Here is an 18,839-nt window from a genome sequence, read left to right on the forward strand (position 1 = left end):
GATGGCGGGGGTGCGCTAGGGACGCTTACTGGCAGTTCGGGCACAAGCCGCGCAGCTCGATCCGCGGGTCGCCTACGAACCAGCCGGTCTGCTCTTCGACGGAACGGGCGATCCCCTCTCCGTTGAAGGAGGGGAGTTCTTCAGCGAGCACGTCCTGGATCCGGCCGCAGCTGACGCAGATCAGGTGGTGGTGTCGTTCGGAGAAGCCGTCGTACCGGGTGTGGCCCTGCTGGTCCTTGAACTCCCATAGCAGGCCGGCCTCGCGCAGCACCTGGAGGTTCAGGTATACGGTAGAGAGCCCGATAGAGTACCCCTTTTTCTTGAGCCCGTGGTAGAGCTCCTCAGGGGTGGGGTGCCTCAAAACTTGCACCTCCCGCATATCCCGCATAAACCTTCACCCCCTCCCCCCGGCGGCCAGAGACCCAGGGCATAGAGCTCCCGCAGGGCGAGCTGCACCACGAGCTCAGGCAAGAGAACCCGCGCCGCCCGCTCCCTGGCCTCCCGCCAGCTTCCTTCCCCCTCCATGCCCACCCAGTGGGCCAACAGGTAGGCCAGAAGGGAAAGCACCAGAAAACGGTGCACCCCCAAAGCCGTCCGCTGCCCAAACTGCCCCAGGGAGAACTCGCTTTTCGCGGCGCGGAAGAAGTGCTCTATGGCAAACCGCCTCTTTCCCCAAGTGAGCGCCGTCCGGGGCGTGGCGGGAAAGGTGGCCACCACGTACCGCCACTCCCAGCCCCCTTGGGGCAGGGGGTAGCGGTACCAGGCCACCCAGACCGGGAAGGAAAGCCCCCAAAGGTAGACCCGGCTCCCCTGCCGCCTGAGGTCCCCAAGCCTCCCCCCTTCCCGCAGCCTCCGGTCCCGCCGCATCCCCACCACCGCTTCAAAACCCAACCGCTTCACCCCGAAAAGGAACCGGGTGGTGCCAAAGGCCGCATCCGCGGCCACCCGTATCCGGAAGGCCCGGCGCATCCAGGGGGGCAGAGAGGCCAGGAGGCTTAGGGCCAGGCGGGAGAGGGCCTTCTCCCCCTTGCCCCGCCAGAGGCGGTAGGCCCAAGGGATGCGGAGGTCTCCGTAGACGAGGTAGAGGACCACCAGATGGAGTCCCCACTTGCCGTGAAAAAAGGAGAGGGGCAGGGCCTGGAAACGGCCCCGCTTCTCCAGAGTGACTAGGTCCAGGACCACCAGGAGACGGGGCTTGGGGCCTTTTTTCTTTCTGGCCCGGTCCAGGGCTTTCTCGGCCTCTTTTCTTGCCAGGCGGATGAGAGCGCGGGTGGGCCAGGGGTAGCGGTTGAGGAAGCGAGAGAGGGCGGAGGGGGACTTGACCTGGCTGTGCTGGGGTCTGGCCTTGCCGTGGCCGTGGAGGAGGAGCAAGAGCAGGGCCTTGAGGGATTCCTGGAGGTGGGGGCTTGGCAAAAGGGCCAGGAGGGTCCAAAGTAGGGACAGGGCCGCTTGGGTCATGGCACCCGTCATCAGACGGGAAACCAGCGGCCCCTTTCAAGTGGTCCTGGCGCATAGGTATCCCCAGGGTGCATAAGTGCAAGTTTTGAGGTGCACGTTCTTACGGTCCAGGTAGGCGAGGATGCGTTCCCGGGGAAGGGTGTGCCGCAATCCAGCGTTTTTTAGCCTTTGGCGATAAATTTCCCGATCTTTAGTTCTAGCCATACTCTCCCCCTTCCTTTCCCTTTGCGTCATTATACATTAAAGTCCTTCCATTTGCGATGGGTTCCTAACTGTTTAATCGGTATAATTTAAGTGCGCATGGAGGTCTCATGAAGGATCGTCCCGCTTACCGCTTCCTTTACCTGCTCTACGCTCTCGGCGTCCTGCACCTACTGGGGCTTACGGTCCTCGAGGCGTACCGTGCGTACACGTACCGCCAGGAAGCCGCGCGCATCGAGGCGGAGAACGCCGAGATCGCGGCGCGCATATCCCTGTTGGAGGAAGAACTGGCCCACGCGGCCGACCCCGCCTACCGCGAGGCCCTCGCCCGGCGGCTAGGGTACGTGAGAAAGGACGAGGTGCTGTATGCTCGACCGGATCATTGAGCGCTTTCTCGAGGACGAGGGCCTGACCGAAGGCCTCACGGACGAGGACGCGCGGGAACTCCTGTCCTGGTTGGTGGGGCTCGTGGAGGAGATGGAGCATCCCGAGGGCGCGTACGTCGCGCAGCTGCACCGCATTGGTCGGCAACTCGCGCGGATCAGCCGCCGGTACGGCGTCCCCATTGAGGAGCTCATCGACCTCGTCGAGCTCGCCTGGGAGGAGCCCGGGGAGGACCCGAGCGGCGGAGCGCGTCCGATGCGGGCGTAGTACGATAACCGTGTGATTCGTGTGGTGCTCGTTGGTCCGCGGGAGGCCGCAAACGTTGGGATGGTCGCCCGGGCCATGAAGAACTTCGGGCTTAAGGAGCTGGTGCTCGTCGCTCCGGAAATCCGGGACATGAGCGAGGCGTACCGCCTCTCCTCCCGCGCGCACGACGTGCTCGAGCGCGCGCGGATCGTCCCCACCCTGGACGAGGCCATCGCCGACTGCGTGCTCGTCGCGGGCACCACCGCGCGCCGGCGGGAGCGGTACGCGGGCCTCGCGGCCACGCCGCGCGCAGCGGCCGGCCTGATCCGGGCCGCCGCGGCGCGCGGGCCGGTCGCGCTCTTGTTCGGCCGGGAGAACTTCGGCCTGTTCAACGAGGAGCTCGACCGGTGCCACTACGTGCTGCACATCCCCACCGCGCCGGACTACGCGAGCCTGAACCTCGCGCAGGCTGTGCTCCTGGTGGCTTACGAGCTTTTCCAAAGCCAAGCCGGGGCCTTACCCGAAACCGATCCGGCCCCCGCGGCTTCCCTCGAGGCCTACTTCCGCGACCTCGAGGCGTACCTGATCGAGATCGGGTACACCGACCCGCCCCGGCTGCCCAGCGTGATGCGGCACTTCCGCCGTATGGCGCACAAGGCGCTGTTGACCGAGGAGGAGGTGCGGATGCTCAGAGGCTTGTTGCGGCAAAGCCGGTGGGCCATGGGGAGGCGCCGTGATTAAGGGTGAACCGTACGCTGGCCTGTACCAGCGCGTGCGCCTCGCGCGCGCGCTCTTGCCCCCCGCGATCGTAGTGGTCGTGGTGTTGTTCGAGCTTTGGGTCTGGCCGTACGCCGAGATGCGCTGGGCTTTCTGGCTCCAGCTCGCCTTCTACGGTCTGATCGGCCCCTTCGTCACCTGGGTCACCCTGGACTGGATCGCGGAGGAGGTGCATAAACGCGAGACCACCGAGCGCGCCTTGCTCGAGGCGAACCGCCGCATCAACGCGGTGCGCGAGGTGATGCGGCGCTCCCTTCTCGCGGAGAACCTGGAGGAGGCGATGCGGTCCGTCGCTTCCGCCATCCGGGAAGCCCTAGGCCGGGAGGTGGCCCTCGAGCTCGAAGGGTTTCGCTGGGCCACCCCCGGCTTCACCGCGCCCCCCGCGCAGGAGATCCAGCTGCACCGCTCGGGGGGGCGGCTGCTTTTAGCGAGCGCGGCGGACCCGGACTTCCTCGAGGTGCTCGCGGGCGAGGTGGACAGCGTGCTCGAGGCGGCCAAAGCCCGCACGCGTGAGTTGTTGACCCTGTTTGAGGTGGACCAGGCCCTGCGGGCCGAGGCCAACCTGGAGAAACTCCTGGAGGGGCTCCTCGAGAAGATCGTTCGCTGGGCGGACGCCGAGGGAGGCGCGGTCTACCTGCTGGATGAGGAGGGGTTGCTGCACCTCTGGGCGCAGCGGGGGATCGACGTGCCGCCCCAGGCCTTCCTGCCCGAGGGGGCGTGGGCCGAGGCCCTGGAGGAAGCGACCTTCGTCGCGCCGCGCCGGCTCGCCGTTCCTTTGCGGGAGAAAACCCGCGTGGGGCTTCTCGTGCTGCAAGGGCCGGAGGAGCAGATGCGGGAGAAGCTTCCCTTCCTGCGCATTCTGGCGGGCCAGGTCACGCTCGCGGTGCGCAACGCGCAGGCGTACCTGCGCGCCGAGGAGCTCGCGATTAACGAGGAACGCAACCGCATCGCCCGCGAGATCCATGACGGCATCGCCCAGGCCCTCGCCTTCATGGCCCTAAAGCTCGACCTCGCCACGCGCCTGTTGGAACGGGACCCGAAGACCGCCCTCGCCGAGATCCAGACCGTCAAGGACACCCTCCGGCAACAGATCCGCGAGGTGCGGCGCAGCATCTTCGCCCTCAGACCGATCGACCTCGAGCGCTACGGCTTCCTGGACTCCCTCCGCCGCTACGCCGAAGCCTTCGCGGAGCAGGCAGGGTTCCGGGTGCGCCTCGAGCTGCCCGAGCGCGTGAACCTCTCGCAGGCTTCCGAGCTCGTCCTGTTCCGCGTGCTGCAGGAAGCCCTGAACAACGTCGCCAAGCACGCCCAGGCCCGCACGGTCACGGTGCGGCTCGAGCCGGTGGGCGCGAAAGGCGCGTGTCTCGAGGTTCGGGACGACGGGAAGGGGTTCGATCCCGAGGCCACCCAAGCGAGCGGCCTCGGGGGGTTCGGCCTTACCCAGATGCGCGAGCGGGTCCTGGCGCGCGGCGGTACCTTCGAGGTGCACAGTGCGCCCGGTGAGGGCACGCGCGTGCGGGCCAAGCTCTTGTACTAGGGAGGCCAAGTGACGTATAGCGGCGCGGTGCTCGCGGGGGGACGGTCCCGCCGGTTCGGGACCGACAAGGCCCGGTTCATCTGGCGCGGCAAGCCCCTGCTCGCCTGGGTGTTGGAGGGCCTCGAGGGCGCCGCGGAGCGCTTCATCGTCGCGAACCGGCCGTACCCGGAGTTCGGGGTGCCGGTGCAGCCGGACCTCCTCCCTGGGGGGGACAGCCTCTCGGGGTTGCACGCGGCCCTGGCGCGCGCCCGGTGGGACTGGGTTGCCGTCGCGGCGTGCGACCTGCCCTACCTCACGCGCGCCTACTGGGACCACCTGTATACCGAGGCCCAGCGTGGCGGCGTGCGGGTCGTGGCGGGCGTGGGGCCCGAAGGCTTTCCCGAGCCCCTCGCAGCCCTGTACCACCGCTCCTTGAAAGAGGAGGTCGAGCGCCGCCTCCGTAGCGGTCAGCTGCGGTTGGGACGGCTGCTCGAGGGTGAGGGGGTACGTCTCGTGCCGTGGGCGGTGCTCGAAGCGCGCTTCGGCCCGCGGTTGTTTACCAACGCCAACACCCCGGGGGACCTCGGGGCGGTATAAGGGTATAGGGAGGCAGGGATGCCAGCAACCGTGACGGTAGAGGTACGACAGGTGGGGCCCGCGACCTCCGAGGGACGGGTGCGCACCCACACGGTGCGGATCGACCGGCCGCTGGAGAAGGGCGGCGCGGACCAGGGTCCGATGGGTGGGGAGCTCTTGCTGCTGGCGCTTAGGGGGTGCTTCATGAGCAGCCTGCTCGCCGCGATTCGCGCGCGTGAGGCTGCGGTTACGAACGCACGCGTCGAGGTGGTGGGTACCCTGGCCGAAGCGCCCCCGCGGTTTTCCGCGATCGAGCTGCGGGTGCACGCGGACCACGCGGACCGCGCCTTGATGGAGAAGCTCGTGCAGATCTCGGAGCGCGCCTGCATCGTGGCGAACACCCTCAGGGACGCGGTGGCGCTAAGCGTGCGTTTGGTTTAGGTGCGCGGGACGTGTTGGGGGTTAGGGCTCCCGTTCAGTTACGCTCGTCTTGTCGGGGTCGGTGCGCCATCCCTGGGGGTGGCGTTTGGCTAAGGTGGAGGCTTGGCTTGCCAGGTTGATTAGATCGTCAGCGGTGGCCGCTGAGTTGGCGGGGATTCTTCCCTCACGCCGTCCTCCGGAAAGGCCCAGGGAGATGCCCAAGGGAGGCAGGCCGTCGATTTGGAGCGCGCGTACCGCAGTGATAAGAGCGTCAAGGTGTGGAATGACCTCCCGGCGGGGTTTCGGCAGGAGGATTGCAAATTCGTCCCCTCCGTACCGAAAGGCTTCACCCTGGTGGTTTTGGGCAAAGTGTTGAAGCACCTTAGCCACGGCCTTAAGCGCCCGGTCCCCGAGCACGTGCCCGTACTGCTTATTCAGAGTACCGAAATCATCGAGGTCCGCGAAGAGGAGGGTGGGATCCTCGCCGCGGGAGAGGATCTCCTCGAGACGGTAGCGCAGAAGATCCGCGCGCGGCAGTCCCGTGAGCGGGTCGTACTGGCTGCCCAGGGCGTGCATCAGCGTTTTTATGGTGAGGATGCCCACAGGACGCGCTGCCTCGACCACCACGATTCGCTCGACGCCAGCAGCCTGCATGCGCGTGTAAGCGGTAAGGATGCTCTCCTCGGGTGTGATCGTGATGGGGTTCGCGCTCATTGCGTCCACTACCAGACGGTTAGGGTGTGCGCGGCGGGTGTCTCGGGAGGTCAGGATACCGACGAGCCGTTCGCCTTCGACCACGGGCAGGCCGCCGATGCCCTGCTCCTCCATAAGGGCTGCGGCTTCGCTCACGCTCCGGTGCGCTTCGATCACGATCGGGTCAGGAGTCATGAGATCCGCCACACGCTGCATCGCGCCCATTTTATCCGAGGTGAAGCCCTTCCCGGATACTACGAGAAGGAGAGGGTGCGGTCCAGGAGAATCTCCAACTCGATATCCACCCGAAGCACGTCCTCCGGACTGATGAATTGGGCAAACTCCTCGAGCAGGATACGCGCGAGGTGTTTCCCGTCCAGAAACCGCAGATGCGCCTTGCGCACCAGGATGGCTTCGACAGGCTCCGCGTCGCCCTCGACCCGCAGCAGGGTGTACTGCCCTGGAGCGATGGCCTCGGCCATGCGGCGGGCCGCCTCCGGGCCGATGGGGGCTAAGCGGCCGATCAACAGGGCGTCCCGTATGGGCGGGATTTCAAAGCGCTGGGCTCGCGCGCGTACGCGCAGGCTGCGTTCGCCGTTGAACATAGAGGATTGGCGCATACCTTGACTATACGGGATATTGGATGTGGGCACTGGTTCTATAGTTGAGGTAAGGTGTGGCGCGCCCGCGTTTTGGGGGCGGCGCCCTCACACCTCGACCGGCACGCCGTACTGCGCCACCCGCACCGCCTGCCCCCGCGCGTGGAGGCGCTTCCCCAGGGCGTGCAGCTTCTCGAGCTCCCCGTGAACCAAGAGCACCCGGGGCTCCTCGGCGAGCCAGTCCAGCAGCTCGTCCTGCCCCGCGTGCCCGGAGAACCCGCCCAGGGTGTGCACCGAGGCCCGCACGGGCACCTCGTGCCCATAGATGCGAACCGCGGCGGGCCGCTCGAGGATCCGCGCGCCGAGCCCGCCCCGGGGCTGGTACCCCACGATCACCAAGGCGCTTTTGGGGTCCGGCAGGTGGTGACGCAGGTGGTGCAGGATTCGGCCGCCTGAGAGCATCCCGCTCCCCGCGATGATCACCGCGGAGCCCGCGAGGTCGTTCAAAGCCTTGGACTCCTCCACGCTCCGCACGTGCTCGAGCTGCCTTGGGCGGAACGGGTCCACCCCCTGGCGGTACAGGGCCTGCACCTCGGGGCTGAACGTGTCCACAAGCGCGGTGTAGACCTCGGTGATGCGGGTGGTGAGGGGGGAGTCCACGAAGACCGGCACCTCGGGGATCCGGCCCTCCTGCTCGAGCTCGCGGATGTGAAACAACAGCTCCTGCGCGCGTTCCATGGCGAACGAGGGGATGAGCACCTTCCCGCCCGCAGCGAGGGTTTTGGTGAGGATCTCGGCGAACTCCTCGAGCGTGGACTGGAACGGCCGGTGGGCGCGGTCGCCGTAGGTGCCCTCCGAAAGGACCAGGTCCGCGCGCGGCGGGTAGTCCGGGTCCGGCAAGAGCTCCTTGCGGCGGTTCCCCAGGTCCCCGCTGAACACCAGCCGCTTCCCGTCCGCGACCACCTCGACGAAAGCGCTGCCCGCAATATGCCCCGCGTTCCGGAGCGTCACCGTGAACGGCCCGAACGCGCGGGGGGTGTAGTAGGGGAGGGGCTCGAGCCGCCCCACCGCCTCTTGCAGGTCCGCTTCCGTCCAGAGGAGGGGCGGGGGCTCGAGGCCCTTGCGCAGGGCGCGTTCGTGCTCGTGCGTCATGACGCCGAGGGCGTCCTCCAGGATGAGGGGCACGAGCCGCAGGGTGGGCGGGGTCGCGTACACCCGCCCCGCGTACCCCTGACGCACCAAAAGGGGCAGGCGGCCCACGTGGTCGAGGTGCGCGTGGCTCAGGACGACCGCGTCCACCTCCCGGGGAGCGAAGGGGAAGGGCTCCGTGTTCTTCTCCTCATCCGCTCCTTGGTACAAGCCGCAATCCAGCAGCAGCCGGTACCCCTGGTGCTCGACGAGGTGGGCACTTCCGGTGACCGTACCGGCGGCTCCGCATGGGTATAAGCGCATGCTTTTACTTTACTCCTCGCATGACCTTTCCTTGGCCGTTTCTTCCCTAGACTGAAAGGGGATGGCACGGGTCCTCCTGGTGGAAGACGAGGAAAGCGTCCGCGTCGGCCTTCGGCTGGGGTTAAGGCAGGCCGGGTTCACGGTCCTCGAGGCCGCCACCGCTGCCGAGGGGTGGGCTCAGCTCGAAGGGTGCGACGTGGTGGTGCTGGACTGGATGCTTCCGGACGAGCCGGGGATCCGGTTCCTCGAGCGCCTGCGCCGCACGCCGCGGTTCGAGGGGCTTCCGGTTCTGATGCTCACCGCGCGCGCCGCGGAGGCCGACCGGGTGGAGGGGCTGACGCGCGGGGCGGACGATTACCTGGTGAAGCCCTGCTCGCTTCCGGAACTCGTCGCGCGCCTCAAGGCCCTCTTGCGCCGCGCGGGGCGGCGGCGGGTGGTGGAACGGCCGGGGCTGGTGCTGGACCTGGAGCGCATGGAGGTGCGCGTGGAGGGGCGGCCCGTCGAACTGACCCGGAGGGAGTTCGACCTGCTCGCGCACCTCGCACGCCACGCGGGCCGGGTCTTTACCCGTGAGGAGTTGCTGGAGCAGGTGTGGGGACCGGACTTCTTCGGGACCGCCCGCACCGTGGACCAGCACGTGGCGCAACTGCGCGAGAAGCTAGGGGACGCGCCGAACGCACCGCGCTTCATCGAAACGGTCCGGGGCAAAGGGTACCGCTTCAAGGAAGGAGGCTAGGCGCGCGGTGCACCCGTACCAAGCCGCTTTGGAGGCCGCGCGGGAGGGGGTGTTGCTCCACGAGCAGGGCGCGGTGACCTACGTGAACCCCAGCGCGGAGCGCATCCTTGGGATTCGGCGGGAGCGGGTCGCGGGCCGGCCCTTGATCGTCGCGTTGCGGGATCACCGGCTGGAGGCCCTGGCCCTCGAGGGCGGGGAAGGCACCCTCGAGGTGCGCGGCCGGGTCCTCGAGGTGCGCGCGGTGCCGGGGGTGCTCCTGCTTTGGGACGTGACGGAGGTGCACCGGAGGCTTGAGGACCTCGAGGCCGCCCGGCACGCGCTCGCCCACGAGTTCCGCACCCCCGTCGCGGGGATGGCCGCCCTCCTCGAGGCCCTGGAGGGCGGGCTTTCCGCGGAGGAGGCGGCCGAGGTGCGGCGGCTTCTACGGGCCGAGGTGGACCGGCTCGCGCGGCTGGTGGAGGGGGTGGATTTTATGGCGCCTCAGAGGGAGCCTTGCTTCCCGCTCGCCGAGCTCAAGCCGAGGCTGGAGCGCTTCCTTTCCGGGATGCTCAAGGCGCGCGGCGCGCGGCTCGTTTGGGACGCCCCACACCGCGTGCGGGCTGATCCGGACGCGGTGTACCAGGTGCTGCTCAACCTGGTGGAGAACGCCTTGAAGTACGGACCGCCCGGGGAGGTCCTCGTGGTGAGCGAACCCTACGAGGGCGGGTTGCGCCTCGAGGTGCGGGATTACGGGGCGCCGCTCGAGGAGTACAAGGGGTTGTTTCAACCGGGGCGCCGGGGGGTGCACGCGGCGAGCGTGCGCGGCAGCGGTTTGGGGCTCGCCTTGGTGCGCCGCGTCGCGCGCGGGTGGGGTGGGGAGGCCTACGGCCGTGCCTGGGCTGAAGGCAACGCCTTCGGGGTGACCTTTCCCCCGGAGCGGGTAGGCTAGGGAGAAGGAGGAACTGATGCGTGCACGTGAAGCACTGGAACGCGATCTGAACCGGATCACGGAAGAGACCCTGCGGATGATCAGCATGGTGCGGGAGATGCTGCGGGAGGCCACCGAGGCGTTGGTGGAGGCCGACGTGGCCAAGGCCCAGCGGGTGGTGGAGAACGATCGGGAGGTGGACGCCCTCGAGCTGAGAATCGAGAACGAGGCCCTCACCGCCATCGCGCGGCACCAGCCGGTGGCCACGGACCTGCGCTTCATCGCCACGGTGTTGAAGGCCCTCACGGACCTCGAGCGCGTGGGGGATTACGCGGCGCACGTGGCGGAGGACGCGATGCTGCTCGCGAGGGAGGCGCCGCTGAAGCGGTACGTGCTGCTGCCGGAGATGGCGAAGCGGCTGGACCAGATGCTGGACGCGCTGGCGAAGGCCTTCGCGGAGGCGGATGGGGCGGCGGCGCAGACCGTACTGCGGCTGGATGATGAGGTGGACGACCTGTTTGAGCAGATCACCCGCGAGCTGCTTACCTACATGATGGAGGACCCCCGCACCATCTCGAAGGCCCTGACGTTGATGCGCGTGGCCCGCAGCTACGAGCGGCTCGGGGACCATTTGGAGAACGTGGCGGAGCGGGTTTTGTTCTGGCTGACCGGCCGTATGGAGAAGCACCCGGAGGACGCGCGCGGCTGACATGCGCTTGACACGCGGGCGTTAGCTTCAGCGTGGGAGGTAATGGAGATGCGGAACCTAGCGATTCCCGTAGCGTTGGTGCTGATGAGCGGGGCGCTGGCCCAGGGGGATATCCGGGTGGACGGTTCCTCGACGGTCTACCCCATCACCCTGGCGATCGCGGAGGAGTTCGCCATCGAGAACCCCAAGGCCCGAGTAACGGTGGCCTTTTCCGGGACCGGCGGGGGGTTCAAGAAGTTCTGCGCCGGGGAGACGGACATCAACGACGCGAGCCGTCCGATCAAGCAGAGCGAGATCGAGATGTGCCGCGAGAACGGCGTGGAGTTCATCGAGATTCCGGTGGCCTTTGACGGGGTGACCGTGGTGGTGAACCGGGAGAACACCTTCGCCGAGTGCTTGAGCGTGGAGGAGCTGCGCAGGATCTGGGAGCCGAACTCCACGGTGCGGTACTGGAGCGACGTGCGCCCCGAGTGGCCCAAGGAGGAGATCGTGCTTTACGGTCCGGGTACGGACTCGGGGACCTTCGATTACTTCACCGAGGCCGTGGTGGGGGAGACCGGCGCGATCCGCACCGATTACTTCCCCTCCGAGGACGATAACGTCCTTGTCGCTGGGGTGGAGGGCAGCCCGTACGCGATGGGCTTCTTCGGGTACGCCTACTACGTGGAGGAGGCGGACCGCTTGAACGCCATAGCCATCGATAACGGTCAGGGGTGCGTGGCGCCCACCGAGGAGACCATCAACAACGGCACCTACGCGCCGCTCTCCCGCCCGCTCTTCATCTACGTGCGCAAGGACGCTCTGGGGCACAACCCCCTCCTCGTGGAGTTCGTGCGCTTCTACCTCTCCGAGGACGCTCGGGAGTTCATCGCGGACACCGGGTACGTCCCGCTTCCCGACGAGGCGTACGAGCTGGCGCTGGAGCGGTTCGAGCAGCGCGTAACGGGCAGCCTGTTCAACCAGGCCGAGCTGGGCAAGGGGGTGCTCGAGATCCTGCGCGGCGAGTAACGTCTTGACACTCACCTGACATACGCAACGGTAGAGTAGGGCCCAGGGCTTGGCGCCCTGGGCTTTTGGGTGTGGAGGCGGCATGCGAAGCGATACGCCTAACCGTGCGAACCTAGACGCCTTGCGCCGCAAGGCCGGGCGGCGCTGGCAAGAACAGCTGATCGGCGGGGTACTGTTTGCCTTCGCGGCGGTTTCGATCCTAACGACCCTCGCCGTGATCGTGTTATTGGCGAACGAAACGGCCGGGTTTTTCCGCGAGGTCTCCCTCGTGGAGTTCTTCACCGCGCGCGAGTGGACCCCCTTGTTCGCGAACCCGAGCTACGGGATCCTTCCCCTCGTGACCGGTACCCTGCTCGTGACGGGAATCGGCCTCGTCGTGGCCCTCCCCCTGGGGCTCGCCGCGGCGATCTACCTCTCCGAGTACGCCACGGACGAGACCCGGCTGCGGGTCATGCCGATCCTCGAGGTCCTCGCAGGGATCCCCACGGTGGTCTTCGGGTACTTCGCTCTGCTGTTCGTCACACCGTTGTTGCAGGAGTTTATTCCCGGCCTGAAGCTCTTCAACGCCCTCTCGGCGGGGCTTGTGATGGGGTTCATGCTGCTTCCGATCGTCTCCAGCGTTTCCGCCGACGCCATGCAGGCCGTGCCGCGCGCCTTGCGCGAGGCGGCGTACGGTCTGGGGGCCACCAAGCACGAGGTGGTCCTGCGGGTGGTGGTACCGGCCGCCCTTTCCGGCATCGTGGCTTCCTTTATCCTCGCGGCCTCCCGCGCGATCGGCGAGACCATGATCGTCACCCTCGCCGCGGGGCAGCGGCCCTTGTTCACCCTGGACCCCCGCGAGACCATCGCCACCATGACCTCCTTCATCGTGCAGGCTGGGACCGGCGACCAGCCCGCGGGTTCTTTGGCCTCGCGCGCCCTGTATGCGGTGGCCGCTACGCTGTTCCTCATGACGCTGGGCCTGAACATCCTCTCGCAGAAGGTCGTGGAGCGCTTTAGGGAGAGGTACGAATGAACCGCACACCCCTCTTGGCCAGTCCGGAAGAACAGGCGCGCGCCCGCCTGCGGCGGCGCAAAGGCGCGCTGTTCGGCGCCCTCACCTTCCTCCCGGTCGTTCTGGCGCTGGGCCTGATCGCGGTTCTCCTCTTCGATGTCGTCACCGGCGCGGTCTCCTGGCAGGTCATCGAGCCTTCGCGGCGCTCGAGCGGTCAGACCTTCGCCCTCACCGAAGCCCTAACCAAACGCCAGGTGATCGCCCTCGAGCTCGCCGCGCGCGGCTTGACGGAGGAGGAGATCCAGGCCTTCATGAACGACCCGGAGGCGATGCGCAAGTTCGAGGCGCGCAACCGCGTGGAGTTAATGTGGTACACGGAGGACGGCCCGTTCCGCTGGGTCGTGACTACGAGCCGCGACAAGCGCGTCGCGAACTACCCGCTGCTCGAAGGGTGGCGGCGGCTGGCGGAGATCCGGTCGGGCCTCGAGCCGGGCCAGCACCTGGTGCTGAACCCCTGGCTGGACCTTTCCTTCTTCTTCCGGGACGCCTCGCGCACGCCGCTCATGGCGGGGATTCGGGCCGCGCTTGTGGGGACCCTTTGGGTCATGGCCTTGACGGCCTTGATCTCGATCCCGGTGGGGGTAGGGGCGGCGATCTACCTCGAGGAGTACGCGCCGGACAACCGCTGGACCCGGTTGATCGAGGTGAACCTCCGGAACCTGGCGGGGGTGCCGAGCATCGTGTACGGCGTGCTGGGGTTGAGCTTGTTCGTCCGCGCGTGGGGGCTGGGGCCGAGCGTGCTTTCGGCGGCCCTGACCCTGTCGCTCCTCATCATGCCGGTGATCGTGATCGCGTCCCGGGAGGCGATCCGGGCGGTGCCGAACTCGTTGCGGCAGGCGGCGTACGGCCTGGGGGCGACGCGCTGGCAGGTGGTGAGCCGCGTGGTGCTGCCCAGCGCGGTGCCGGGGATCGTGACGGGGGTGATCCTCTCCGTGGCGCGCGCGATCGGGGAGACCGCCCCCCTGCTTTTGGTGGGGGCTGCGGCGTTCGTGCCGTTTTTGCCGTCGGGACCGCTTTCCGAGTACACCGTGATCCCGGTGCAGATCTACTCCTGGGTGACGGAGAACGACCCGGAGTTCGCGCACGTGGCGTCGGCCGGGATCCTGGTGCTGTTGGCGGTGCTTGCGGTGCTGTATAGCGCGGCGTTCTACGTGCGCCGTCGCTTTGGGAGGAAGTGGTGAGCGTGATTCAAGCGGTGGATAAGAACCACGAGACGGTCCGGACGGACCCTGTGCCGGAGGACCAGGCCGCGATCGTCGTGGAGAACCTGAACCTCTACTACGGGAACACCCAGGCCCTCCACAACGTCTCGATCCGGTTTCCTAGAAACCAGGTGACCGCGATCATCGGCCCGTCGGGGTGCGGGAAGTCCACCCTGCTGCGGTGCTTGAACCGCATGAACGACCTGATCCCCGGCGTGCGCGTGGAGGGGCGGGTCCTGTATGAGGGGGTGGATATTTATGACCCGCAGGTGGACCCGGTCGAGGTGCGCCGTCGCATCGGCATGGTCTTCCAAAAACCCAACCCCTTCCCCAAGAGCATCTACGACAACGTGGCCTTCGGGCCTCGCTTGAACGGGTACAAGGGCGATTTGGACGCCCTGGTGGAGAAGGCGTTGCGGGGCGCGGCGCTTTGGGATGAGGTCAAGGACAAGCTGCGCCAGAGCGCGCTCGGGCTTTCCGGGGGGCAGCAGCAGCGGCTGTGCATCGCCCGGGCGATGGCGACCGAGCCGGACGTGATCCTCATGGACGAGCCCACGAGCGCGCTGGACCCGATCGCCACCGAGCGGATCGAGGGGCTGATCCAGGAGATCAAGCAGGACTACACCGTGGTGATCGTGACGCACAACATGCAGCAGGCCGCGCGCATCTCGGACCGCACCGTCTTCATGCACCTCGGCGTTTTGATCGAGGAAGGGCCGACCGAGCGGATCTTCACCAACCCCAAAGACCCCCGCACGGAAGCGTACATTACAGGCCGGTTCGGGTAGCGCCCCGTATAATGACGGTGCAGTGCATGCGTGGAGGGCTTGGATCGCGTGGGGGGCGGGGCTCATTGCAGCCCTCCTCGCCACCTGGGGGAGTATTTCCGGGTGGCCAGGATGGCCGGTCCTAGCCGCGATCCCGATCGCGCTGCTCGCCGCGGGGTACGGGCCGGTGTGGGGCCTTGGCCTCGCGGCGGGGATGACGGGCCTGGGGTGGGCGTTGTGGGAGGAGTCGAGGGTATGGTCCTTGGCCGCCGTAGGGCTTACGGGCGCGGCGGCGGGCCACATGCTGCGGCGCGCCCAGCGGGAGCAACGCACAGCGACCTGGTCCTTGCTGCTCACGGTGCTCGAGGAACTCGCGGGGTGCGAGGACCGGAACGAGGTGCTGGCGCGCCTTCCGGGCCTTTTGGGGCGCTACCTCAACCTGAACGGCAGCGCGAGCGTCCTCGTGCCGAGCACGGACGGGGAGGGGTTGCGCGTTCTTGCGGTGCATGGGTTTTCCCCGGAGGAGGTCGGGCGGCTCCCGTGGCGTTCCGTGACGGGGCGAGCCTTCCACCGCCGCGAGGCGGTGTACGTCCCCAACGTGCACCGCGATCCCGATTACATCGGCCTGGCTGGGAAGGCGGCCCGCCCGCGGTGTGAGCTGGCCCTGCCGCTCTTGGAGCGTGACGAGCCGGTCGCGGTGCTCAACATCGAGTCCGCAGACCCCCTCACGCGCGCGGAACGGCAGGCCCTCGAGCGCTTCGTCCGGACGGTGAGCCGGTTCCTCACCACGCTGGCCGAGCGCCGCGAGGCGGTGTTTCTCGCCCAGCTCACCCAGGCGCTGGCCCAGGCCGACGCCCTCGAGGCTGCCGCAGACCGGGCGCTCGAGGTGCTGCTCGCGGCGGTGGGCTGCTCCAGCGGGGGCCTCCTCCAGCTCCGCGCGGGGCGTTTCGTACCGCTCGCCTTGCGGGGCCTTCCGCCCGAGCAGGAGGCCGCGGTGCGCGCTGGGGTGCCGCTCGGTAGCGGTTTGGTTTCGGAGGTGTACCGCGAGAACCGGGCGATCTTCGTCGAGGATTACCCCGCGTACCCTCAGGCGATCCCGGAGTTTGTGAGGGCGGGTGCGCGGGCGGTTGCGGCGCACCCGGTGGTGGGGGCGGGGGAGGCGCGCGCGCGGGTGATGCTCGTGTTGCAGGACACCCGGATCCGCTCCTGGAGCGCGGAGACCCAGAGGTTTTTAGGCGTGGCCGCCCGCGTGCTCGGCTTGATGATCGCGCAGTTTCGCGCCCAGGAGCGCCTCGAGGCCCTCTTGGAGTTGGAGCGGGGCCTTTTGGACCTCTCCCCCGAAGGGATGTACGCGAGGCTCGTGCAGGCTGCGGTGGACCTCGTGCCGGGCGCGGAGGCGGGAAGTTTATTGCTGCAGGAGAGCGGCCGGTTCCACTACCGGGCTGCGGTGGGGTACGACCTCGATCGCCTCGAGCCGATCACCTTCTCGGAGAAGGAGATGCTCGAGTGGTACGGAGAGGCCCAGGGTTGGCGGGAGGGGCGTCCGCGCGTTCTGGCGGAGGAGAGCGACGCGGGCGAGATCGAACGAATCAGCCACCGAACCGGGCTGCCCGAGGCGGCGGACGAGGCGGGGCGGCTCTCGGAGATCCGCGCGAACCTGTGCGTGCCCATCCCGTACCGCGGCGCGGTCCTCGCCGTGCTGAACCTGGACGCGTTCACGGACCCGCGGGCCTTTGACGCGGCTTCCCTAGAGGCGGCGCGCGCCTTCGCGGTGCAGGCCGCGGTGGTGCTGCACGAGGCCGCCCAGCGCCGCAGGCTGGAGGCCGCCGCCCTCACGGACGCGCTCACCGGGCTACAGAACCGGCGGGCGTTTAACCAGCGGATGCCTGAGGAGCTCGAGCGCGCCCGCCGTTACGGCCACCCGCTGGCCCTGTTGATCCTGGACCTTTCGGGGTTCAAGCGGGTGAACGACGAGCTGGGGCACGCCAAGGGCGACGCGGCTCTGGTGGCTGTGGCCCGCGCGATGCAGCACATCCGGCGGGACGGGGACCTGCTGTACCGCTGGGGCGGGGACGAGTTCGCGGTCCTCATGCCCCACGCGGACCTCCGCGGCGCGATCGCCGCCGCAAGCCGTTACGCGGACGTGATCTGCGCGGTGGAGGTCGAAGGGCGCCAGCTCGGGGTGAACATCGGCGCGGCGGCCTACCCCGAGGACGGGAAGGATATGGACGCGCTGCTCTCGGTCGCGGACCGGCGAATGTACGCCGCCAAGGCCCAAGGCCTGCGCTACCTGCCCCGCTCCGCCGAGGAGGCCTGGGAGGCCTGAACCTCTGCAAGCCGGCCGTCCTCGAGCCGCAGGACGCGCTCGGCGTGCGCGGCGACCCTGGGGTCGTGCGTGACCAGGATCAACCGGCGTTCCCCCGTGACGTGCCTGAGGAGGAGCTCGAGCACCCGTTCCCCGGAGGCCGAGTCCAGGTTGCCCGTGGGCTCGTCGGCGAAGACCAGGGGCGGGTCCGGGGCTAAGGCGCGGGCGATCGCCACGCGTTGCTGCTCCCCGCCGGAAAGCCGGGTGGGCAGGTGGTCCGCGCGGTGCGCGAGCCCCACGGCCTCGAGCACCTCGCGGGCGCGCTCGAGGCGCTTGGGGCGCGGCCAGCCTGCGAGGAGGAGGGGGAAGGCCACGTTCTCCAGGGCGGTCAGGGTGGGCACCAGGTTGAACTGCTGGAAGACGAACCCCATCGTGCGGAGCCGCAGCTCCGCGCGGGCGTCCTCCCCGAGTTGGGAAAGGCGCACGGCACCGTAACGGACCTCCCCGGCGGTGGGCACGTCGAAGCCCGCAAGCAGGTTGAGGAGCGTGGTCTTGCCGGACCCGGAGGGGCCCACGACCGCGGTCACGCCCGTGGGGAAGCGGTAGGTGAAGTCCTCGAGGGCGGTGACGGTCGCGTCCCCTTGCCGGTACCGCCGCGTGAGGTGCAGGGCTTCAAGGTCAGCCATCAGATCCTCCCTAGGGCCTCCACGACCGGGATGCGGCTCGCGGTGCGGGCGGGGAAGAGGCCGGAGAGAAGGCCCAGCGTGAGGGCCACCCCCAGCGCGAACAGGGCGAGCCGGGGCGTGACCGCGGAGAGCGCGATCCCCACCGCTTCGGTGGTGTACAGGTTCACGGCCCACGAGCCCAGGCTGCCGAGCCCCACCCCGAGCAGGCCGCCCGTGAGGGAAAGGGCGAGGGATTCGGCGAGCACTAGGCTGAAGATGAAGCGGCGCTTCGCGCCGATCGCGCGCATTACCCCGAACTCGCGGATCCGCTCGTACACCCCCATCATGACCGTGTTGGCGACCAGCAACCCCCCCACGACGAGCGCGACCAGGCTGATCCCGAAGCGCACGATGTCCGAGATCCTAAGGGCGCGCTCCGCGAACCGCATCACCTCGCTCATGGTTTGAGCGTCCAGGCCCGGAAGCAGCGCCTCGACCTCCTCGGCGACTTGCTCCGCGGGCACGCCTTCGGCGAGGTCGAGAAGCACCAGGCTGTAGTTCGTGGTGTCCAGCACCGCCCGCAACGGCGCCTGCCGCACGAAGATCAGGCTGTCCGCGAGCCCCCCAGATTCTTCTAGAATGCCGGCCACCCGCACGCTGACCTCGCGGTTGAGCCGGAGTTCCTTGCCGAGCTCGAGGCGGTGCCGCTCGGCCACGAGCGCGCCCACCACCGCGCCGGCGTCGGGGTCCAGCGTGCCTTTTTGGACCTTGAGGTTCGGGAAGATCGCGGTGGGCAGCACCCCGTCGGGGAGCCCCTCGAAGAGGAACTGGTCCCCCGGGCCGAACCCCCCGCGGAACAGGAGGAGGAGGGGAATGACCTGGCGGATCCCGATCCGCTCGGCCTCCGCCTCCAGCCGCGCGACCTCCTCGGGGCGGATCTCCGGGAGCGGTGCGGAGAAGCCGCTCGAGCCTTCCGGCAGGACCTGGATCTCCGGGCCGACGCGGGCGATCTCCGCGATGAGCGCCTTGCGGAGCCCCTCGCCGAAGGAGAGGAAGAGCACCATCGCGCTGGTCGCGACGATGATGCCGAGAAGGGTCAGCCCGGTCCGGACCGGCCGGGCGAGGAGGTTGCGGCTGACGAGCGCAGCGATTTCCATTTTCCTC

At 68.3% G+C, this 18,839-nt stretch carries 21 protein-coding genes and 1 pseudogene; 14 read left to right on the top strand and 8 right to left on the bottom strand.

Annotation, left to right across the window (positions count from 1 at the left end; translation table 11 throughout):
* Positions 1–25 precede the first annotated feature (25 nt).
* The 3 genes and pseudogenes from MARKY_RS02955 to MARKY_RS12050 form a co-directional block, all read right to left on the bottom strand.
* Positions 26–388 (bottom strand): Fur family transcriptional regulator, encoded by a 363-nt coding sequence (locus MARKY_RS02955; protein WP_013703381.1) that lies wholly within the window; start codon positions 386–388, stop codon positions 26–28.
* A complete protein-coding gene (locus tag MARKY_RS02960) occupies positions 358–1,458 on the bottom strand; it encodes a transposase (protein ID WP_013703382.1) in 1,101 nt (366 codons plus the stop codon). Before MARKY_RS02960 ends, MARKY_RS02955 begins: the two co-directional genes overlap by 31 nt.
* A 90-nt stretch (positions 1,459–1,548) precedes the next feature.
* A pseudogene (locus tag MARKY_RS12050) lies at positions 1,549–1,662 on the bottom strand (transcriptional repressor); the annotation flags it as partial.
* Between the two features lie 107 nt (positions 1,663–1,769).
* Between MARKY_RS12050 and MARKY_RS02965 the strand changes: the two are divergent.
* The 6 genes from MARKY_RS02965 to MARKY_RS02990 are packed head-to-tail and all read left to right on the top strand — an operon-like array spanning position 1,770 to position 5,599.
* Positions 1,770–2,045: an FtsB family cell division protein gene (locus tag MARKY_RS02965; RefSeq protein WP_013703383.1), complete on the top strand. Its 276-nt coding sequence runs from the start codon at positions 1,770–1,772 to the stop codon at positions 2,043–2,045.
* Positions 2,026–2,310, top strand: coding sequence for a hypothetical protein (locus tag MARKY_RS02970; RefSeq protein ID WP_013703384.1), 285 nt, complete (start codon positions 2,026–2,028; stop codon positions 2,308–2,310). The genes MARKY_RS02965 and MARKY_RS02970 overlap by 20 nt, the downstream gene beginning before the upstream one ends.
* A 12-nt stretch (positions 2,311–2,322) precedes the next feature.
* Complete coding sequence (locus MARKY_RS02975; protein WP_013703385.1) at positions 2,323–3,030, top strand: RNA methyltransferase; 708 nt, start codon at positions 2,323–2,325, stop codon at positions 3,028–3,030.
* Positions 3,023–4,603, top strand: coding sequence for a sensor histidine kinase (locus tag MARKY_RS02980; protein ID WP_013703386.1), 1,581 nt, complete (start codon positions 3,023–3,025; stop codon positions 4,601–4,603). Before MARKY_RS02975 ends, MARKY_RS02980 begins: the two co-directional genes overlap by 8 nt.
* 9 nt (positions 4,604–4,612) lie before the next feature.
* Positions 4,613–5,179: a molybdenum cofactor guanylyltransferase gene (gene mobA / locus MARKY_RS02985; RefSeq protein ID WP_013703387.1), complete on the top strand. Its 567-nt coding sequence runs from the start codon at positions 4,613–4,615 to the stop codon at positions 5,177–5,179.
* Between the two features lie 18 nt (positions 5,180–5,197).
* A complete protein-coding gene (locus MARKY_RS02990) occupies positions 5,198–5,599 on the top strand; it encodes an OsmC family protein (protein WP_013703388.1) in 402 nt (133 codons plus the stop codon).
* Between the two features lie 21 nt (positions 5,600–5,620).
* Here MARKY_RS02990 and MARKY_RS02995 read toward each other — a convergent pair whose 3' ends face one another.
* From MARKY_RS02995 to MARKY_RS03005, 3 genes are all read right to left on the bottom strand, one after another.
* Positions 5,621–6,487 carry a CBS domain-containing protein gene (locus MARKY_RS02995; RefSeq protein ID WP_041657789.1) on the bottom strand — a complete coding sequence of 289 codons (867 nt, stop codon included), beginning with the start codon at positions 6,485–6,487 and terminating at the stop codon, positions 5,621–5,623.
* Between the two features lie 38 nt (positions 6,488–6,525).
* On the bottom strand, positions 6,526–6,891 hold the full coding sequence (locus MARKY_RS03000) for a hypothetical protein (protein WP_174490734.1): 366 nt from the start codon (positions 6,889–6,891) through the stop codon (positions 6,526–6,528).
* A gap of 87 nt (positions 6,892–6,978) precedes the next feature.
* On the bottom strand, positions 6,979–8,322 hold the full coding sequence (locus MARKY_RS03005) for an MBL fold metallo-hydrolase (RefSeq protein WP_013703391.1): 1,344 nt from the start codon (positions 8,320–8,322) through the stop codon (positions 6,979–6,981).
* A 61-nt stretch (positions 8,323–8,383) separates the two neighbouring features.
* Between MARKY_RS03005 and MARKY_RS03010 the strand changes: the two genes are divergently transcribed.
* From MARKY_RS03010 to MARKY_RS03045, 8 genes are all read left to right on the top strand, one after another.
* Entirely contained in the window at positions 8,384–9,058 is a 675-nt protein-coding gene (locus MARKY_RS03010; protein ID WP_013703392.1) for a response regulator transcription factor, read from the top strand.
* Positions 9,059–9,065: 7 nt separating this feature from the next.
* Complete coding sequence (locus MARKY_RS03015; RefSeq protein WP_013703393.1) at positions 9,066–9,986, top strand: sensor histidine kinase; 921 nt, start codon at positions 9,066–9,068, stop codon at positions 9,984–9,986.
* 16 nt (positions 9,987–10,002) lie between these two features.
* Positions 10,003–10,674 (top strand): phosphate signaling complex protein PhoU, encoded by a 672-nt coding sequence (phoU, locus tag MARKY_RS03020; RefSeq protein ID WP_013703394.1) that lies wholly within the window; start codon positions 10,003–10,005, stop codon positions 10,672–10,674.
* Between the two features lie 48 nt (positions 10,675–10,722).
* Positions 10,723–11,682, top strand: a complete 960-nt coding sequence (locus MARKY_RS03025; RefSeq protein ID WP_013703395.1) for a PstS family phosphate ABC transporter substrate-binding protein — start codon at positions 10,723–10,725, stop codon at positions 11,680–11,682.
* A gap of 82 nt (positions 11,683–11,764) precedes the next feature.
* Positions 11,765–12,697: a phosphate ABC transporter permease subunit PstC gene (gene pstC / locus MARKY_RS03030; protein WP_013703396.1), complete on the top strand. Its 933-nt coding sequence runs from the start codon at positions 11,765–11,767 to the stop codon at positions 12,695–12,697.
* Positions 12,694–13,917 (top strand): phosphate ABC transporter permease PstA, encoded by a 1,224-nt coding sequence (pstA, locus tag MARKY_RS03035; RefSeq protein WP_013703397.1) that lies wholly within the window; start codon positions 12,694–12,696, stop codon positions 13,915–13,917. The genes pstC and pstA overlap by 4 nt, the downstream gene beginning before the upstream one ends.
* 2 nt (positions 13,918–13,919) lie before the next feature.
* Positions 13,920–14,726, top strand: coding sequence for a phosphate ABC transporter ATP-binding protein PstB (gene pstB, locus MARKY_RS03040; RefSeq protein ID WP_425357339.1), 807 nt, complete (start codon positions 13,920–13,922; stop codon positions 14,724–14,726).
* 22 nt (positions 14,727–14,748) lie between these two features.
* Positions 14,749–17,031, top strand: a complete 2,283-nt coding sequence (locus MARKY_RS03045) for a sensor domain-containing diguanylate cyclase (RefSeq protein ID WP_013703399.1) — start codon at positions 14,749–14,751, stop codon at positions 17,029–17,031.
* Here the strand turns inward: MARKY_RS03045 and MARKY_RS03050 are convergent.
* The gene (locus MARKY_RS03050) at positions 16,992–17,696 is read right to left on the bottom strand and encodes an ABC transporter ATP-binding protein (RefSeq protein ID WP_013703400.1); all 705 of its coding nucleotides are present in this window, start codon (positions 17,694–17,696) and stop codon (positions 16,992–16,994) included. The genes MARKY_RS03045 and MARKY_RS03050 overlap by 40 nt on opposite strands.
* On the bottom strand, positions 17,696–18,832 hold the full coding sequence (locus tag MARKY_RS03055) for an ABC transporter permease (RefSeq protein WP_013703401.1): 1,137 nt from the start codon (positions 18,830–18,832) through the stop codon (positions 17,696–17,698). The genes MARKY_RS03050 and MARKY_RS03055 overlap by 1 nt, the downstream gene beginning before the upstream one ends.
* Positions 18,833–18,839 lie beyond the last annotated feature (7 nt).

Source organism: Marinithermus hydrothermalis DSM 14884, from assembly GCF_000195335.1.
GTDB classification, from domain to species: domain Bacteria; phylum Deinococcota; class Deinococci; order Deinococcales; family Marinithermaceae; genus Marinithermus; species Marinithermus hydrothermalis.

What these genes read in the sequence shown, in the direction of transcription:
- MARKY_RS02955 (WP_013703381.1), bottom strand. Translation starts at nt 388, where the DNA reads ATGCGGGATATGCGGGAGGTGCAAGTTTTGAGGCACCCCACCCCTGAG.
- MARKY_RS02960 (WP_013703382.1), bottom strand. Translation starts at nt 1,458, where the DNA reads ATGACCCAAGCGGCCCTGTCCCTACTTTGGACCCTCCTGGCCCTTTTG.
- MARKY_RS02965 (WP_013703383.1), top strand. Translation starts at nt 1,770, where the DNA reads ATGAAGGATCGTCCCGCTTACCGCTTCCTTTACCTGCTCTACGCTCTC.
- MARKY_RS02970 (WP_013703384.1), top strand. Translation starts at nt 2,026, where the DNA reads ATGCTCGACCGGATCATTGAGCGCTTTCTCGAGGACGAGGGCCTGACC.
- MARKY_RS02990 (WP_013703388.1), top strand. Translation starts at nt 5,198, where the DNA reads ATGCCAGCAACCGTGACGGTAGAGGTACGACAGGTGGGGCCCGCGACC.
- MARKY_RS02995 (WP_041657789.1), bottom strand. Translation starts at nt 6,487, where the DNA reads ATGCAGCGTGTGGCGGATCTCATGACTCCTGACCCGATCGTGATCGAA.
- MARKY_RS03000 (WP_174490734.1), bottom strand. Translation starts at nt 6,891, where the DNA reads ATGCGCCAATCCTCTATGTTCAACGGCGAACGCAGCCTGCGCGTACGC.
- MARKY_RS03005 (WP_013703391.1), bottom strand. Translation starts at nt 8,322, where the DNA reads ATGCGCTTATACCCATGCGGAGCCGCCGGTACGGTCACCGGAAGTGCC.
- MARKY_RS03010 (WP_013703392.1), top strand. Translation starts at nt 8,384, where the DNA reads ATGGCACGGGTCCTCCTGGTGGAAGACGAGGAAAGCGTCCGCGTCGGC.
- phoU (WP_013703394.1), top strand. Translation starts at nt 10,003, where the DNA reads ATGCGTGCACGTGAAGCACTGGAACGCGATCTGAACCGGATCACGGAA.
- MARKY_RS03025 (WP_013703395.1), top strand. Translation starts at nt 10,723, where the DNA reads ATGCGGAACCTAGCGATTCCCGTAGCGTTGGTGCTGATGAGCGGGGCG.
- pstC (WP_013703396.1), top strand. Translation starts at nt 11,765, where the DNA reads ATGCGAAGCGATACGCCTAACCGTGCGAACCTAGACGCCTTGCGCCGC.
- pstA (WP_013703397.1), top strand. Translation starts at nt 12,694, where the DNA reads ATGAACCGCACACCCCTCTTGGCCAGTCCGGAAGAACAGGCGCGCGCC.
- MARKY_RS03050 (WP_013703400.1), bottom strand. Translation starts at nt 17,696, where the DNA reads ATGGCTGACCTTGAAGCCCTGCACCTCACGCGGCGGTACCGGCAAGGG.
- MARKY_RS03055 (WP_013703401.1), bottom strand. Translation starts at nt 18,832, where the DNA reads ATGGAAATCGCTGCGCTCGTCAGCCGCAACCTCCTCGCCCGGCCGGTC.